We start from the raw sequence: 15,430 nt of genomic DNA, 5'->3' as shown, positions 1-15,430 counted from the left end.
TGGCCAACAAATAAAGAAAGGGTCGGCGCCGGGGCCGACCCTTTCCTTTGGGTGTTCGTGGCGGGGCGTCAGGCCAGGCCGAGTTTCTTCAGCCGCGCGGCGCGCAGGCGGGCGAAATCGTCGCCCGCATGGTAGGACGAGCGGGTCAGCGGCGTCGCCGAGACCATCAGGAAGCCCTTGTTGTAGGCGGCCTTTTCGTAGGATTTGAACTCGTCCGGGGTGACGAATTTCGCCACCGCATGGTGTTTCGGCGTCGGTTGCAGGTACTGGCCGATGGTCATGAAGTCGATGTCGGCGGCGCGCATGTCGTCCATCACCTGCAAGACCTGCGGGCGTTCTTCGCCCAGGCCGACCATGATCCCCGACTTGGTGAAGATCGTCGGGTCCAGTTCCTTTACCCGTTGCAGCAGGCGCAGCGAGTGGAAATAGCGCGCGCCCGGGCGGACCTCTTGATAGAGGCCGGGCACGGTTTCCAGGTTGTGGTTGAATACGTCGGGTTTCGCCTCGACCACCACCTCCAGCACCTCGGGGGCGCATTTCAGGAAATCGGGGGTCAGGATCTCGATCGTGGTCCCGGGCGAGCGGTGGCGGATGGCGCGGATGGTCTGGGCGAAGTGATCGGCGCCACCGTCTTCCAGGTCATCGCGGTCGACCGAGGTGATCACGACGTGGTTCAGCCCCAGCTTTTCCACCGCATGGGCGACCCGGCCCGGCTCGAAGACGTCCAGCGCATCGGGGCGGCCGGTGGCAATGTTGCAGAAGGTGCAGCCGCGGGTGCAGATCTCGCCCATGATCATCATGGTGGCGTGGCCCTGGCTCCAGCATTCGCCGGCATTGGGGCAGCCCGCCTCTTCGCAGACAGTGACCAGGCGGTTTTCCCGCATGATCTTTTTCGTCTCCATATATTCCTTCGAGGTCGGCGCCTTGACGCGGATCCAGTCCGGCTTTTTCGGCTGGGCATTGTCCGGGCGATGCGCCTTTTCGGGGTGGCGCTGCTCGGGGATCTTTAGATCGCGCATGGGTTTGGCTCCTTCTCCGGGCTGGGAGGTAGCATATCCTACAGCTTAGGGAAGAACCAGAGGTGCATGGCCCGGTTGCGCGGGGCGCAAGGGGCGCTGCCTGCGGCCCCCCTGCCCGGAAATTTCGCAGCCCGGGACCATACCCGAGCGTTTCCACAAGGTATTTCGCCGCAGCGCGGAAACTGCCTTGCAGAGGGTTTGGAACCATTCTAGACCACCGGGGAATCCGTGACTTTGACACAATGAAGAATGAAGGATGTTGCCATGCAACCTGGCTCCAAGCTCCCCGACGTGACCTTCCGCACCCGTGTCCGCGACGAAAGCGTCGGCGGCCCGAACCCCTTCCGCTGGCAGGACATGACCACCGCCGACTATTTCGCCGGCAAGCGCGTGATCCTGTTCTCGCTGCCCGGTGCCTTCACCCCGACCTGTTCCACCTACCAGCTGCCCGGCTTCGAAAACAATTTCGACAAGTTCAAGGAACTGGGCATCGACGAGATCTACTGCATGTCGGTCAACGACAGCTTCGTGATGAACCAGTGGGCCAAGGCCCAGGGCATCGAGAACGTGAAGGTGATCCCCGATGGCTCGGGTGAGTTCACCCGCCGCGCCGGGATGCTGGTGCAGAAGGACAACCTGGGCTTCGGCCTGCGCTCCTGGCGCTATGCCGCCATCGTCAAGGACGGTGTCGTCGAGGCCTGGTTCGAAGAGCCCGGCATCTGCGACAACCACGGCGAAGATCCCTATGGCGAAAGCTCGCCCGAGACGCTGATGAAGTACCTCGAAGAGAAGAAGGCCGCCGCCTGATCCGGACAACGGCCCATCGGTGACGACCTCAAGGGCGCGGGCAACCGCGCCCTTTTGCTTTGGCCCCTACCCTTGTGCGGCGCCGCGCGTCAGATCCGGGTGCGCAATTCGCGGGTCAGCCGGTTGCCCACGCCCGACAGGATCCCCGCCAGGGCGCGGAACCAGCCGTCATCGGGCGAGGAGGCGCGGCGCACCAGCGCCACCTGGCGGAAGGGTTCCGGGCTTGAGAAACGGCGCAGGCTAAGCCCCGCCCCTTCGCGTTCCACCGCCAGTTCCGGCAGAAGGGTCAGGCCGAAGCCCGCCGCCACCAGCCGCGACAGCGTGGCGAGAGAGGCCGCGCCCATGTTGATCTGCGCGTGACCCCGGCCCCGGCCGCAGACCTCCAGCGCCTGATCGGTCAGACAGTGGCCATCCTCCAGCAGCAGCAGCTGCGCCGGGCCGATGTGATCGGGGCGCAGCGCCTCGTGCCCCTCGCCCAGGGCCGCCAGCCGCGCCTCGGTTCCGGCCAGCAGGAAACGGTCCTCGAACAGGGGTTCGGCCACCAGCCCCGGCACCTCGTCATAGGGCAGCGCGATCACCGCGGCATCCAGCCGGGCGGCGCGCAAATCCTCCAGCAGGCGGGCGGTCTTGCCTTCCTGCACCTGCACCGACAGGCCGATGTCCTCGGCCCGGATCGCCGCCAGGGCGGCGGGCAGCAGATAGGGGGCGATGGTGGCGATCAGCCCCAGGCGCAATTCCCCCGCCAACCCGCCGTTCCAGCGCGCCAGGTCGTGCAACACCTGCACCTCGGTCATGATGCGGTCGGCCTGGCTCAGCACCAGGCGGCCAAAGGGGGTCAGCTCGATCTCGCGCCCGCCGCGTTCCACCACGCGGGCGCCCAGACTCTGCTCCATCTCGCGGATCTGCACCGACAGGGCGGGCTGCGACACATGCACCGCCTCGGCGGCGCGGCCAAAGTTGCGGTGCCGGGCGAGAGAGCGGAAATAGGTCAGCTGGCGCAGGGTGATGTTCATAAGGCAGGATTACCGTGCGCGGGTAGATAGCGCCAGTTTTCATTATGTCCTTGCCCCCTGCGAGTCGTTCGCGCTTTGCCCCGGGGCCGGGCGGGGCTATCCCCGAGGGGTGACAGACAGCGGGAGAACGGCGATGGATTGGGCCCAGCACAGGCGCGAGGCACACCAATTGGGGCGGGCACAGGAGTTTCTGCGCCAGATCGTTTACGGCGGCAATGACGGTATCGTCACCACCTTTGCCATCGTCGCGGGGTTCGCCGGGGCGCAGGCCGAAGGGGTCGCGCAGATCGGCGGTATGGCAGTGCTGATCTTCGGGCTGGCCAACCTCTTTGCCGATGGCGTGTCGATGGGCCTGGGCGAGTTCCTGTCGGGCCGGGCCCAGCATGACCTGTATCACGCGCGCCGCGAGATGGAGCTGCGCGAGATCGCCGAGAACCCGCAGCAGGAACGCGCCGAGCTGGAGGTGATCCTGTGCCAGCGCGGGCTGAATCCGGTCGAGGCCCATGCGGCGGCAGAGATCATGATCAACCACCCGCCGATCATGGCCGATCTGATGATGACCTACGAGTTCGGAATGCACGACCCCGCCGAGGAAAGCCCGGCGGTGAACGGCCTGTTCACCTTCACCAGCTTCATCCTTTTCGGCGCCGCGCCGCTGGTGCCCTATTTCCTCTATCCGGCGACCCCGGGGACCTTCCTGGGCTCGATCTGCACCTCGCTGGCGGCCCTCGTCGCCCTGGGCCTGCTGCGCTGGAGCGCGACCGGAGAGCGGCTGATGCGCAGCCTTTTCGAGACCCTGGCCGTAGGCAGCGTCTGCGCCGTGGTGGCCTATGTGGTGGGGATCGTCGTCGGCTGAGGCACGGATCTTGGGGGGCAGTTGTTTCCCTTATCGGGACAAAAATAACCCCGGCTCGCATTTTGTCGCGGGCCGGGGTTAAGCTTTCTTAAGATCGGGTCAGATTTGCGCCGCCTCCGCGCAGGCTCCGGGATCAGCCGATCAAGCGACTGTCGCGGGGCTGGGCGCCGTAGTGGCGGTGTAGCCGTTCCAGCGCGATGCGCAGCACGATCTTGCCCGAACGCGCCGACCAGCCCATCTTGCGCTCGGCGGTTTCCAGCCCCTCCAGCTGGCAGCAGCAGCGCAACGCCACATCGGCCAGGCCTGACCCCAGATCCTGAAGCGCTGCGGAGACCCGGGCGCGGGCCGCTTCCGGGCCACGCTGCGGGCCGCGGCCCGCGGGCGCGGCGCCGGTGTTCGCGGTCAGAAACCGCTCCCAGTCCTGGGTGATTCCAGGGCCCATCTGGGCTAGTTCGAAATCCTCGCGCAGCCGCTCGCCCGCGCGCACCAGCTCGGCGGCCAGGAAGGGGGCCCCGTCGCGGTCGCGGCGTCGCGCCAGAGCCGCCAGGGGGCTGTCGCTGACGCAAAGGCGCCCGCGCGGCCGCTCGCCCTCGTCGGCGGCCAAGGCGGCGCCGCGCAGCTCGAAGGGGGCGATGCCTTCGGCAAAACCGCGCGCGGTGTTTTCTTCCTTGGCTGTCAGTGTGTTAAGAATGGATCGCCCGGCCGATGTGATGGCATAACGCGAGATCCGCCCGGGCGTCTTGCAGGCGATCCAGTCCTTCAGCGCCATGGCCTCTGCCAGTTCGCGAGAGATCACGTCAAGCCGGTCGGGCGAGCCGTCGATGCGGTCGCGCACCACCACCGCCTTCTGCATGTCCTGGGCCACCGCCAGCACCGTGCCGCTGCGTGCCAGTTGGCGCAGCACTGGCAGGGCATCGCGGCGCAGGATAGGTTCGGTGATCGGGGTCGGGCTGTCGTCGCGGGCAGCGGAAGTCATCGTCGAGGGTCCCTTTCTGGGTGCCGGCGTGGCCCCGTCCCCCTGCCCGCCCAGCCGGGCCAGGGCGCAGTCGACCAACGGGTCGTCGCGCAGGGTTTCTAGGCGCCGGATCTGGCGCAGGATGGTCGAGGGGGCACAGCCCGCCTCGCGCGCCAATTGGCGGATGGGAACGCCGCCTTCGGTATGGACAAGATAGTGTCGCGCGGCCTGGGGCAGCCAGCCGGGCAGCGGGCGCGGCGCCGGTGCTTCACGGGTCACGTTCTGGCGCATGTCGGTCTCGTAGGGTCTCTGTCGGTCGGGGCCGTGCCCCAGCTTATCCACAGCAAACGGCGTTAAGGTTTAATAGAGGTTAATGGTTAACCACTTCCGCAATGATTGTTTCTAAAGGATAAACTATTCTTGCTGGACCGTTCGCGCGGCCCGGCACGACGCAACACCCGCAAGGGTTGTGCCATCCTGCCTTTCCGATCCCTGATCATGATGACGAGGTCCGAAATGCAGGATATTTCCGCCATGCTGTCGCGTCTGCGCCGCCCGCCCCTGCTGGTGCGCGCCGCCCGCATCGCCGCCGAGGACTACCGGCGCGAGGCGCATCTGCCCGCCCTGCTGGGCCAGCCGGTACCGCGCCGCCACGGCGCCGCCGCCCTGGCCCTGATGGAGCATGAGCGCGAGATCGACCGGCTGCGCCGGGACCGCGCCGCCACCTATTCCGCCCTGGGCCATGTGCGCCTGCTGTCGGCGCTGATCGGCGAGGCGCAGCTGCTGGCCGCCCCGGTCCCGCCGACACCCGGCGAAATGCAAAAGGCCGCCCCACAAGGGACGGCCCTGTAACGATCCGACGGCTGCCGCCTCAGGCGAAGGCGTCGGGCATCTCGGCCTTGCGCCGCGCCACGAAGGCGGCCAGCGCCTCGGCGATCTCGGGCTCCATGCTCGGCTGCTGGTAGTCGGCCAGCAGCTTGCGCACCCGTTCGGCGGCCAGGTGCTGGCTGTCGCGCGCGCCCTCTTCCGACCAGGTCTCGAAGGGCTTGTTGTCCAGCACCTCGGAGCGCCAGAAGGCGGTCTGGAAATGGCGTTGCGTATGGGCGCAACCCAGGTAGTGCCCGCCGGGGCCGACCTCGCGGATCGCATCCATCGCCTGGGCCTCTTCGTCATGGGACACGCCCGCGCCCAGCCGGTGCAGCACGCCCAGCTGGTCGGCATCCAGCACGAATTTCTCGAAGGACGAGACCAGCCCGCCTTCCAGCCAGCCGCAGGCGTGCAGCATGAAGTTCACACCGCCCAGAAGCGCCGCGTTCAGCGTGTTCGCCGTCTCATAGGCCGCCTGGGCATCGGGCAGTTTCGACCCGCACAGGCCCCCGCCCGACCGGAACGGCAGCCCCAGGCGACGTGCCAGCTGACCGGCGCCATAAAGGATCTGCGACGCCTCGGGCGTGCCGAAGGTGGGGGCGCCCGAGTTCATGTCGATCGAGGTCACGAAGGCGCCCATGATCACCGGGGCACCGGGGCGGATCAGCTGGGAATAGGCCACGCCCGCCAGGGTCTCGGCCAGCACCTGGGTCAGCGTGCCCACGACCGACACCGGCGCCATGGCGCCGCCGACGATGAAGGGCGAGATGATGCAGGCCTGCATGTTCGAGGCGTAGACCTCGAGCGCGCCCATCATCACGTCGTCGAAGGTCAGGGGCGAGTTGATGTTGATCAGCGACGTCATCACCGGCTGGTTCGTCGCCACCTCTTCGCCGAAGAGCATCTTGCACATCTCGACGCTGTCCTGGGCCCGGCTGGGCTCGGTGACCGAGCCCATGAAGGGCTTGTCGGACAGGGTCATATGGGCGTGCAGCATGTCCAGATGGCGTTTGTTCACCGGCACGTCGGTCGGTTCGCAGACCGTGCCGCCCGAGTGGTGCAGCCATTTGGACATATAGCCCAGCTTCACGAAATCGCGGAAATCCTGCATCGTGGCATAGCGGCGGCCACCGTCGAGGTCACGCACGAAGGGCGGGCCGTAGACCGGTGCCAGCACCAGGCCCTTGCCGCCGATCTCGACCGAGCGTTCGGGGTTGCGGGCAAGCTGGGTGAAGCGCGCGGGCGCCGTGGCACAAAGCTGCCGCGCCAGGCCGCGCGGGATATGCACCCTCTCGCCCTGCACATCGGCACCGGCCGCGCGCCATCGCTCCAGCGCGGCGGGGTTGTTGACGAAGTTGACGCCGATCTCTTCCAGCACCGTCTCGGCGTTGGCCTCGATGATCTCCAGCGCCTCTTCCGACAGCATCTCCATGTTGGGGATGCCGCGCTGGATCACCGGGGCGCAATCCATGCTGACCGCCGTGCGGGCCGCCCGCCTGGCTGCCCCGCCGCCGCCGCGGCCCCGTCTGCGCGTGGATGCTTCGGTCATAGCGCCGTTCCTCTTTCCCGGTCTCTGGCCCTTTTGATAGCTCTCTCGCCGGGCCGACCGTCCGCTGCAAGCGGCATCGAAGGGGCAAAAGCGACATAAGCGGCGCGGAATGCGCGGCGCGCGCGCCGCTTCGGGCGGGCTTGCCCTTGGCCACGAGGCGGGTAAACCTCCGCCGCGACGCAGCAGGCCACAGCAGGAGAGATAGGGATGATCACCGGAGATCGGGCAAAGGCGGGCGCCTGGGCGGCGCTGATCGTGGCGGGGCTGTTCTACCTCTACGAATTCGTGGCCCGGATCAGCCCCAGCCTGGCGCCCGCGCAGATCGCGGCGCATTTCGGCCTGGGCAGCGGCGGGTTCTCGACCCTGTCGAGCCTGTTCTTCTGGATCTATGCGCCGATGCAGATCGTCGTGGGCCTGGCGCTGGACCGCTTCGGCGCGCGCCGTCTGGTGCTGCCCGCCATGGCCTGCTGTGCGGGGGGAATGGCGCTTTTCGCTGCCAGCGATCTGGCCTGGCTGGCCGGGGCCGGGCGGCTGCTGACGGGCTTTGGTGCCTCTTTCGCCTTCGTCGGCGCCCTCTACATCGTCAACCACCGCTTTCCGCCCGCGCGCTTTGCGCTGCTCTCGGGGGCGGTGAACGCCCTGGGGATGCTGGGCACCGCCATTGGCGCCGTCTGGCTGAGCGAGTTGGTGGCAGGCGCGGGCTGGCAGCCGGTCTTCACCTGGACGGCCCTGGCCGGTGCCGTCCTGTTCCTTCTGGCGGTGTTGCTGCTGCATGACGGCGGCGAGGCCCCCGAACGCCGCCCCGGCGCCCATCCCCTGGCGCCGCTGAAGCCGCTGATCCGCGACCGCCGGCTGTGGCTGGTGGCCCTGACCGGGGCGCTGTTCTACATGCCTATCAATGTCTATGGCGGGCTTTGGGGCAAGGCCGAGATCCTGGCCGATCGCGGTCTGGACGACGCGGCGGCGGAACTGGCCGTGTCGATGATCTTCTGGGGGATGGCGGCGGGCAGCATCGGTGCGGGCTGGCTGTCGGACCTGCTGGGGCACCGCAAATGGCTGCTGAGCGGGTCGATCGCGCTGACCGCGCTGTTCTACGCACTGGCGCTGTTCTGGCCCGGTCTGGGCCTGGGGCCGCTGGCGGCGCTGCTGTTCCTGGCCGGGCTGACCAACGGGGCGCAGATGCTGACCTTCGCCATGGCCAAGGAGGGCCACCCGCAAGAGGTGTCGGGGACGCTGATCGCCTTCGTCAACATGGTGGGGATCGGCAGCGCGCTGATCTTCCAGCCCCTGCTGGGATGGCTGATCGACCGCGCGGGCGGCAGTTTCGGCCCTGCCATGCTGGTGATCCCCTGCACGGTGCTGCTGGCGGGGCTACTGTCGCTGACGGTCCGCGAGGAACGCCACCCCGACCACGCGGCCTGAGGTCAGCGGCGCACCACCAGGACGTCGGTGGGCGGATCGCGCAGGATCTGTTCGGTGAAGCTGCCCAGAAGCGTCGGCGACAGCGGCCCGCGCCCATGGGCGCCGATGGCCAGCAGGTCGGGCTTTTCCCGGTGCAGCAGCCGCGACAGCATCTCGTAGCGACCATGGGGCTGCGGCTCGGGGCGCGGCACGGCCTGCGGCAGGTCGGTCTGTTCCCACCAGCTGTCCAGGGCGTCGCGCGCCTCTTCCAGGAAGGGATGCAGCATCTCGGGGGTGCCCGCCCGCGCCACCAGCCCGCGATAGGGCACGTGGACGGCGTGGAAGGCATGGATCGTGGCCTTTGGCGCCAGTTCTGCGGCCAGGTTCAGCGCCGCGGCGCAGGCGGGCGACATGTCGACCCCCGACAGCACGCGGGCGTAGGGCGCCACCGGGGCATTGCGCACCAGCAGCACCGGCACCCGGGCGGCGCGCACGATCCGCTCCATCGTGGTGCCATAGAACAGATCCCAGACCGCGCGCGGGCGATGCACCCCCAGCACCAGAAGATCTGCCTCGACCTCTTTCATCGTGGTCAGGATATGCGGCAGCGGATCGGCGATCTCGACCCGCAGGTCGGCGGGCTGATCGGGCGAGATGGCATCGCAGAGCATCCGCAGCTCTTCCTCGGCCAAATCGCGCGAGCGCGCCGCCATGCCCGGCGGCAGATCCTCGTCCACCACGGTCAGCACGGTCAGCCGCGCCCCCTGTTCGGCGGCCAGCCGGTAGGCCCGGCGTAGGGCGCGTTCCGAGCGCATGGACAGGTCGGTGGCAATCAGGATGGACCGGCGCATCTCTTTCCTCCTATGGGCAGCTTTCTTGGGGCGGGCATGGGCGGTGTCGCCCCAGCCTAGCCGCTGTGGCCCGGGGTTCAAATGCCATTCCGCCGCAGCCCTGCGCGCCCCGCCCGCGCAGCGGAGGCTTGCCAGAGCGCGCGGGGCGGACTATGGCAGCGACATGAGCCAGACATCCCATGACCGCCTCCTCATCATCGACTTCGGATCCCAGGTGACGCAGCTCATCGCGCGTCGCCTGCGCGAGCTGAAGGTCTATTGCGAAATCCACCCCTACCAGAACGTCACCGCCGAGCTGTTGCGCGATTTCGCGCCCAAGGCCGTGATCTTCTCGGGCGGGCCCGACAGCGTCGTGCGCGAAGGATCGCCCCGGCCCCCGAAAGAGGTCTATGACCTGGGCGTGCCGATCTTGGGCATCTGCTATGGCCAGCAGGTCATGATGCAGGACCTGGGCGGCATGGTCGAAGCGGGCGAAAGCCACACCGCCGAATTTGGCCGCGCCTATGTCACCCCGGGGGACGAACGGATCGACCTGCTGAACGGCTGGTTCCTGGATGGCACGGGCCGCGAACAGGTCTGGATGAGCCACGGCGATCACGTCAGCAAGCTGGCCCCCGGCTTCAAGGTCTACGGCACCTCGCCCGGCGCCCCCTTCGCCATCACCGCCGACCTCGACCGCCGCTTCTACGCCGTGCAGTTCCACCCCGAGGTGCACCACACCCCGAACGGCGCCACGCTGTATGAAAACTTCATCCGCGACGCGGGCTTTACCGGCGACTGGACCATGGGCGCCTACCGCGAAGAGATGATCGCCAAGATCCGCGAACAGGTGGGCGACAAAAAGGTCATCTGCGCCCTCTCGGGCGGCGTCGACAGCTCTGTCACCGGCATCCTGCTGCACGAGGCCATCGGCGACCAGCTGACCTGCGTCTTCGTCGACCACGGCTTGCTGCGCCTCAACGAGGCCGAGCAGGTGGTGAAGATGTTCCGCGAGAACTACAACCTGAACCTGATCCACGCCGACGAAAGCGACCTGTTCCTGGGCGCGCTGGAGGGGGTTTCCGACCCCGAGGTGAAGCGCAAGACCATCGGCAAGCTCTTCATCGACGTCTTCCAGAAATACGCCGACCAGATCGAGGGCGCCGAGTTCCTGGCCCAGGGCACCCTGTACCCGGACGTGATCGAGTCGGTCAGCTTCTCTGGCGGGCCCTCGGTGACCATCAAGTCGCACCACAATGTCGGCGGCCTGCCCGAGAAGATGGGCCTGAAACTGGTCGAGCCGCTGCGCGAGCTGTTCAAGGACGAGGTCCGCACTCTGGGCCGCGAGTTGGGCCTGCCCGACAGCTTCATCGGCCGCCACCCCTTCCCCGGGCCTGGCCTGGCGATCCGCTGCCCCGGCGAGATCACCCGCGACAAGCTGGAGATCCTGCGCAAGGCCGATGCTGTCTATATCGACCAGATCCGCAAGCACGGCCTCTATGACGAAATCTGGCAGGCCTTCGCCGCAATCCTGCCGATGCGCACCGTGGGCGTGATGGGCGACGGGCGCACCTACGACTACGCCCTGGCCCTCCGCGCCGTCACCTCGGTCGACGGCATGACCGCCGACTACTACCCCTTCACGCACGAGTTCCTTGGCGAGACCTCGACCCGGATCATCAACGAGGTGAAGGGCATCAACCGGGTCTTCTACGACTGCACCTCGAAGCCCCCGGGGACGATCGAGCTGGAGTGAGCCGGGACACCGGAATTGAAAAGGCGCCACGGGGATCCGCGGCGCCTTTTTTCGTTCTCTCGTCGGGGATCAGGCCGAGGCCAGTTCCGCCCCCTTGCGCAGGTTGCGCAACTTCTTCCAGGTCACCTCGGGGTCGATCTTGCCGTAGCCCGCGAAGGTGCCGAAGCCGCAGTCGGTGCTGGCGATCACCCGGTCCTGGCCCACGATGTCGATGAAGCGTTGCAGGCGCTGCGCCACCAGTTCGGGGCGTTCGACGTAGTTCGAGCAGGTGTCGATGACGCCCGGCGCAAGGATCTTGTCCTCGGGGATGTCGGCATCGCGCCAGACCACCCATTCGTGTTCGTGGCAGGGGTTCGCCCCCTCGAAGAGGATCGTGGAGGGCCGCGCCGACAGCACCACGTCGATCACTTTTTCCAACGGGATGTCGTGGTCGTGCGGCCCTTCGTAGTTGCCCCAGCACAGGTGCATCCGCATCCGGTCGGCGGGCAGGCCCTCGGTCGCGGCATTCAGGGCCTCGACGTTCATTGCGGCGATCTTGACGAACTCGTCCTGATCCATGTCCTGATAGCCGGTGTGGGCCGACATGGCCAAATCAGGGCAATCGAACTGGATATCCAGACCGGCGTCCAGAATCGCCTCGTATTCGGGGCGCATGGCGGCCACCAGGGCCTCCAGATAGGCCTCGTGGCTAGGGTAGTACTTGTTCACCTGAAAGGCGGTGATCAGCCCCGGCGAGGCGGCGTTCATGAAGGCGCGGGTGCCCTGCCCCTCGGCCGCCAGCGCGGCCTTGAAGCGGCGGATGTCGTCCAGCGCCGGTTGCAGGTTCACCAGCTTGATCTCGCCGATGCAGGAGGCGCGGGTGAACTCCTGGCTGCCCATGATCGCCGACAGCTTCTTGGCGAGGTCCGGGTGGGCCGCCAGATCCTTGGCGGGCTTGCGGTCGATATGGCCGCCGAAGCCCGACAGGCGTTCCTGCATGTAGGTCGAATAGCCCACCTTGCCCAGCTCGCCATCCGACACGATGTCCACCCCCGCCTCGCGCTGGTGGCGCACCGCCTCGGTCACCGCGGCCTCGACGGCGGCATCGAAGGCGGCGGCGTCATAGGCCTCGCCCTTGTCCTTGGCGATCAGCAGCTGCGACAGGGCATCGCCGCGCGGCAGGCTGCCCACATGGGTGGTCTGAATGGTCATGATGTCTCGGCTCCTCTCCCTTTGGCGCGCGGTTAGCAGAGCATCGGCGGGCCGGAAACACAACCGCGAAGCGGCGGGGCGCGGCACCCGCCGCCGCGCCAAACCAGAACGCGCGCCCCCTAGCCAGAGGCGCGCGCGTGGTTCGTTGCTTGCGGCGGGCCCTAGACCCGTCCGGCGGGTTAGAACCGCATCCCGGCGGTTACCTGAACACCGCTTTTCTCATGCGCGTCATACTGGCCTTCGATGCGCAGGCGCCAGGGTTGGCTCGCGGCCTCCAGCTCGACGCCCAGGGTCAGCTGGCCCAGGGTGTCGTCCCCTTCGGTGGCATAGCGCGCGGTGCCCGAGCCGAGGCCCAGGGTCACGGCCTCGCCGTCGGTGAAGAGGACCTCGGCGCCCAGGAAGGGGGTAATCGTCCCGCCACCGGGCAGAGACCGGGTCAGCCGGGCCTCGGCGGACAAGAATCCGGTGGTGACGTCGCGCGCCGCATAGCGCGCCCCGCCCAGACCGGACAGGGTGAAACTGTCGAAGCTCTGATGCTCGATCCCGGCGCGGGCGGTGACCGACAGGCCCCCGGGCGTGGCCGCGCTGGTCACGGCCCCGGCCAGGCCGAAGATCCGGCTGTCCACGCTGCCCTTGCCCGAGACGCCGCCCGACAGATCTGTCTCGGCAAAGCCCAGGTAGGCGATGCCCACCAGATCGCCGCCCCCCGCCAGGGCGCGGCCCGTGTGCAGGCCGATCATCGTGCTGTCCTCGGTCAGGTCATAGCCACCCCCGGCCTCGCCCGTGGTCCGACCGTAGGAGACGAAGACCCCCAGACGGTCGTAGTCTCGGCCAACGGTCAGGCGCCCGGCGCCCTGCCCATCGAAGACCGAGGCAGAGCCCGAACCCCACCAGCCGCCCTGGTCCATGCCACCGGCGGCAAAGCCGAGGGCGGGCGCGGGTGCGGGATTTCCGGCCATCGGCATCAGGGCGGATTTGCCCATCTGGGCGGTGCGCCGCGCGCTCAGCCCGTCCATCGCGCCGAAGACGCCGCGCGGGCCGACCACCAGGGTCATGTCGCCGTAGACGGCCGTTTCCGGCGCCTCGTCCAGATCGACGATCTCGACGTCCGAGGCGAAATAGACCACGCCCTCTTCAACGGTTTCGCGCACGATGAGCGTATCTTCGCCCGTGCCCAGATCGACCGTGCCCTGGATGTCCATGGAATAGATGTCCAGCGTGTCATCGCCCGCGCCCAGTTGCAGCGCGGTGCCCGAGGTGCCGATGATGGTGCCGTGGTTGATCACCACCTGGGACATGGTGTTGGCCGGATCGTCGAGGCCCAGCTCGACATTCACCCCGATCTTGCCCGAGATGGTGCCGTGGTTGGTGATGGTCGAGGTGGCAACCTCGGAGGCGTCGAAGTCGATGCCGTCCTCGCCGCCCAGGGACTGGATCAGCCCGTAGTTCAGCACCGTCCCGCTGTCGATGTCGATCCCGTCCTGGGCGCCGGTGGCGGTCAGCACGCCGCCCAGGGCGTTGGTGATCATGGCGTTTTCGCCCGCGTTGATCGCGTCATCCAGCGCGGTGATGGTGCCCGCGTTGGTGATCTCGGCGTCATCGCCCGCCTCGATCCCCTCGTCATCGGACAGGATCGTGCCTTCGTTCAGGATCTTTGCGTCATCATCGGCCTGGATGCCCTTGTCGTCACTGTCGATCAGACCGTAGTTCCGCACCTCTCCGTCGTCGCCGACCTGCACGCCGTCGTCGCCCGCATAGATCTTGCCATGGTTCACGACCAGCCCGCCGTCGCCATCAACGCGTACGCCGTCACCGGTGGTGCCGGTGATGACGCCGTCTGCGTAGTTGTAGATCCAGGTCTCTTCCTTCGAATCCACGCCCCGATCCGTGCCGGTGATCGTGCCGTAATTGTGCACGGTGCTGTCGTCGCCAACCTGCACCCCTTCATCGGTGCCGGACAGGGTGCCGCGGTTGGTCACCTTGGAGTCGTCGCCGACCTGTACCGCATCGGCGCCGACCCACTCCTCTTCCTCGTCGTCATAGTCCCACAAGGTCGAGGTAATGGTGCCGTTGTTGATCACCTCGGAGAAGTCATCAGCCTCGACGCCCTTGTCGGCCGAGGAGGTGATCAGCCCCTCGTTCTTCAGGTAGAACTCGTCATCGCCGCGCAGGGCGCTGCCATCGTCAGAGGTGATGGTGCCGTGGTTGGTCACCCGCAGATCCTCGCCGCCGCGAATGGCCTCTTTGCCGTCGTCGCGGATCACCGCGCCAGCGGTCACGGTCACAGACAGCCCGTCCAGGTTCTTCTCGGTGAAGCCAGGGCCGGTGCCGGAACAGGTGACGACATCGTCGTCATCGGTCGGATAGGGCGAACAGGCGCCGGGCACATCGGCCTGGGCGACGAAGGGCAGCGCGGTCATCAGCGCGATCAGTGAAACCTGGGACAGGGGGCGAAGCATGATCTCTCCTGTGATCTTTGGGCCGTTGACCAGCGGCTGGCGCAAAAGTGTAACACCCGCGTGACGTCCGCCCTCCCTTGACACCAAAGGGTTGCCCCTGCGCCACAGGTCTGGCGACCGGCGCCGGGCCGCCGCGCCACGCCCCCGCCGCCGCCCTGTCGGCCCCCGGTGGCGCAAAGCGCTTGCCGCGCCGGGGCCGCTTTGAGAAAAGGAAGGAAAGGACAGCAGGATCCAGATGGCCAAACGCGAGACGATTTTGCACCGCTGCGAGACGGCGGGGCTGCGCATGACCGAGCAGCGCCGGGTGATCTCGGATGTGCTGGACGGCGCGCGCGACCACCCGGATGTCGAAGAGCTGCACGCCCGCGCCGCATCGCGCGATCCGCGCATCTCGCTGGCCACGGTCTATCGCACGGTCAAGCTGCTGGAAGAGGCCGGGATCCTGGAGAAGGTCGATTTCGGCGACGGCCGGGCGCGCTACGAGGATGCCGAGCGCGAGCATCACGACCATCTGATCGACGTGACCACCGGCCAGGTGATCGAGTTCGTGGACCCCGAGATCGAGGCGCTTCAGGAAAAGATCGCGGCCAAGCTGGGCTACCGCCTTCAGGGCCACCGGCTAGAGCTTTACGGCGTCCCCGTGGCGCGCAAGCCTGACGAGGGCTGAGGCCGAGCGGCAGGGCCGACGGCGGCGCAGGCCGGTCGCCCGGCGCCCCGGCGTCACAAC

General features: G+C 67.6%; 13 protein-coding genes. 6 read left to right on the top strand and 7 right to left on the bottom strand.

Going from position 1 to position 15,430, the window contains the following annotated elements:
- Window positions 1-68: 68 nt before the first annotated feature.
- Window positions 69-1,019 carry a lipoyl synthase gene (gene lipA, locus ACRARE_RS08520; protein WP_432656005.1) on the bottom strand — a complete coding sequence of 317 codons (951 nt, stop codon included), beginning with the start codon at window positions 1,017-1,019 and terminating at the stop codon, window positions 69-71.
- A gap of 264 nt (window positions 1,020-1,283) precedes the next feature.
- On the opposite strand from lipA, the gene ACRARE_RS08515 reads away from it, so the two are divergent.
- Entirely contained in the window at window positions 1,284-1,826 is a 543-nt protein-coding gene (locus ACRARE_RS08515) for a peroxiredoxin (protein ID WP_432656004.1), read from the top strand.
- An 89-nt stretch (window positions 1,827-1,915) separates the two neighbouring features.
- Here the strand turns inward: ACRARE_RS08515 and ACRARE_RS08510 are convergent, their stop codons facing one another.
- Window positions 1,916-2,839: a hydrogen peroxide-inducible genes activator gene (locus ACRARE_RS08510; RefSeq protein WP_432656003.1), complete on the bottom strand. Its 924-nt coding sequence runs from the start codon at window positions 2,837-2,839 to the stop codon at window positions 1,916-1,918.
- A gap of 133 nt (window positions 2,840-2,972) precedes the next feature.
- On the opposite strand from ACRARE_RS08510, the gene ACRARE_RS08505 reads away from it, so the two are divergent.
- The gene (locus ACRARE_RS08505) at window positions 2,973-3,695 is read left to right on the top strand and encodes a VIT1/CCC1 transporter family protein (RefSeq protein ID WP_432656002.1); all 723 of its coding nucleotides are present in this window, start codon (window positions 2,973-2,975) and stop codon (window positions 3,693-3,695) included.
- A 133-nt stretch (window positions 3,696-3,828) separates the two neighbouring features.
- Here ACRARE_RS08505 and ACRARE_RS08500 read toward each other — a convergent pair whose 3' ends face one another.
- Window positions 3,829-4,941, bottom strand: a complete 1,113-nt coding sequence (locus ACRARE_RS08500) for a DUF6456 domain-containing protein (RefSeq protein WP_432656001.1) — start codon at window positions 4,939-4,941, stop codon at window positions 3,829-3,831.
- Between the two features lie 225 nt (window positions 4,942-5,166).
- Here ACRARE_RS08500 and ACRARE_RS08495 point away from each other — a divergent pair, with 225 nt between their 5' ends.
- Window positions 5,167-5,502: a DUF6477 family protein gene (locus tag ACRARE_RS08495; protein ID WP_432656000.1), complete on the top strand. Its 336-nt coding sequence runs from the start codon at window positions 5,167-5,169 to the stop codon at window positions 5,500-5,502.
- Between the two features lie 19 nt (window positions 5,503-5,521).
- Here ACRARE_RS08495 and ACRARE_RS08490 read toward each other — a convergent pair whose 3' ends face one another.
- Window positions 5,522-7,066, bottom strand: coding sequence for a trimethylamine methyltransferase family protein (locus tag ACRARE_RS08490; RefSeq protein ID WP_432655999.1), 1,545 nt, complete (start codon window positions 7,064-7,066; stop codon window positions 5,522-5,524).
- Window positions 7,067-7,273: 207 nt separating this feature from the next.
- Here ACRARE_RS08490 and ACRARE_RS08485 point away from each other — a divergent pair, with 207 nt between their 5' ends.
- Window positions 7,274-8,488, top strand: a complete 1,215-nt coding sequence (locus tag ACRARE_RS08485) for an MFS transporter (protein ID WP_432655998.1) — start codon at window positions 7,274-7,276, stop codon at window positions 8,486-8,488.
- A gap of 2 nt (window positions 8,489-8,490) precedes the next feature.
- Here ACRARE_RS08485 and ACRARE_RS08480 read toward each other — a convergent pair whose 3' ends face one another.
- Entirely contained in the window at window positions 8,491-9,318 is an 828-nt protein-coding gene (locus ACRARE_RS08480; protein WP_432655997.1) for a universal stress protein, read from the bottom strand.
- Between the two features lie 163 nt (window positions 9,319-9,481).
- Here ACRARE_RS08480 and guaA point away from each other — a divergent pair, with 163 nt between their 5' ends.
- Window positions 9,482-11,053, top strand: coding sequence for a glutamine-hydrolyzing GMP synthase (guaA, locus tag ACRARE_RS08475; RefSeq protein ID WP_432655996.1), 1,572 nt, complete (start codon window positions 9,482-9,484; stop codon window positions 11,051-11,053).
- 69 nt (window positions 11,054-11,122) lie between these two features.
- Here the strand turns inward: guaA and ACRARE_RS08470 are convergent, their stop codons facing one another.
- Both ACRARE_RS08470 and ACRARE_RS08465 read right to left on the bottom strand, forming a co-directional pair.
- Entirely contained in the window at window positions 11,123-12,244 is a 1,122-nt protein-coding gene (locus ACRARE_RS08470) for a cobalamin-independent methionine synthase II family protein (RefSeq protein WP_432655995.1), read from the bottom strand.
- Window positions 12,245-12,423: 179 nt separating this feature from the next.
- Window positions 12,424-14,703, bottom strand: coding sequence for a pectate lyase-fold domain-containing protein (locus ACRARE_RS08465; protein ID WP_432655994.1), 2,280 nt, complete (start codon window positions 14,701-14,703; stop codon window positions 12,424-12,426).
- A gap of 235 nt (window positions 14,704-14,938) precedes the next feature.
- Here ACRARE_RS08465 and ACRARE_RS08460 point away from each other — a divergent pair, with 235 nt between their 5' ends.
- Window positions 14,939-15,370 (top strand): Fur family transcriptional regulator, encoded by a 432-nt coding sequence (locus ACRARE_RS08460; protein ID WP_432655993.1) that lies wholly within the window; start codon window positions 14,939-14,941, stop codon window positions 15,368-15,370.
- Window positions 15,371-15,430 lie beyond the last annotated feature (60 nt).

The organism is Pseudooceanicola aquaeponti (genome assembly GCF_050897975.1).
In the GTDB taxonomy this organism is placed as follows: domain Bacteria; phylum Pseudomonadota; class Alphaproteobacteria; order Rhodobacterales; family Rhodobacteraceae; genus Pseudooceanicola.
Note: the sequence above shows the minus strand (reverse complement) of the source record. Positions and strands in the feature narration are given on the sequence as shown.

What these genes read in the sequence shown, in the direction of transcription:
- ACRARE_RS08480 (WP_432655997.1), bottom strand. Translation starts at nt 9,318, where the DNA reads ATGCGCCGGTCCATCCTGATTGCCACCGACCTGTCCATGCGCTCGGAA.
- ACRARE_RS08495 (WP_432656000.1), top strand. Translation starts at nt 5,167, where the DNA reads ATGCAGGATATTTCCGCCATGCTGTCGCGTCTGCGCCGCCCGCCCCTG.
- ACRARE_RS08510 (WP_432656003.1), bottom strand. Translation starts at nt 2,839, where the DNA reads ATGAACATCACCCTGCGCCAGCTGACCTATTTCCGCTCTCTCGCCCGG.
- ACRARE_RS08460 (WP_432655993.1), top strand. Translation starts at nt 14,939, where the DNA reads ATGGCCAAACGCGAGACGATTTTGCACCGCTGCGAGACGGCGGGGCTG.
- ACRARE_RS08500 (WP_432656001.1), bottom strand. Translation starts at nt 4,941, where the DNA reads ATGCGCCAGAACGTGACCCGTGAAGCACCGGCGCCGCGCCCGCTGCCC.
- ACRARE_RS08515 (WP_432656004.1), top strand. Translation starts at nt 1,284, where the DNA reads ATGCAACCTGGCTCCAAGCTCCCCGACGTGACCTTCCGCACCCGTGTC.
- ACRARE_RS08505 (WP_432656002.1), top strand. Translation starts at nt 2,973, where the DNA reads ATGGATTGGGCCCAGCACAGGCGCGAGGCACACCAATTGGGGCGGGCA.
- ACRARE_RS08490 (WP_432655999.1), bottom strand. Translation starts at nt 7,066, where the DNA reads ATGACCGAAGCATCCACGCGCAGACGGGGCCGCGGCGGCGGCGGGGCA.
- ACRARE_RS08470 (WP_432655995.1), bottom strand. Translation starts at nt 12,244, where the DNA reads ATGACCATTCAGACCACCCATGTGGGCAGCCTGCCGCGCGGCGATGCC.
- ACRARE_RS08485 (WP_432655998.1), top strand. Translation starts at nt 7,274, where the DNA reads ATGATCACCGGAGATCGGGCAAAGGCGGGCGCCTGGGCGGCGCTGATC.
- ACRARE_RS08465 (WP_432655994.1), bottom strand. Translation starts at nt 14,703, where the DNA reads ATGCTTCGCCCCCTGTCCCAGGTTTCACTGATCGCGCTGATGACCGCG.
- guaA (WP_432655996.1), top strand. Translation starts at nt 9,482, where the DNA reads ATGAGCCAGACATCCCATGACCGCCTCCTCATCATCGACTTCGGATCC.
- lipA (WP_432656005.1), bottom strand. Translation starts at nt 1,019, where the DNA reads ATGCGCGATCTAAAGATCCCCGAGCAGCGCCACCCCGAAAAGGCGCAT.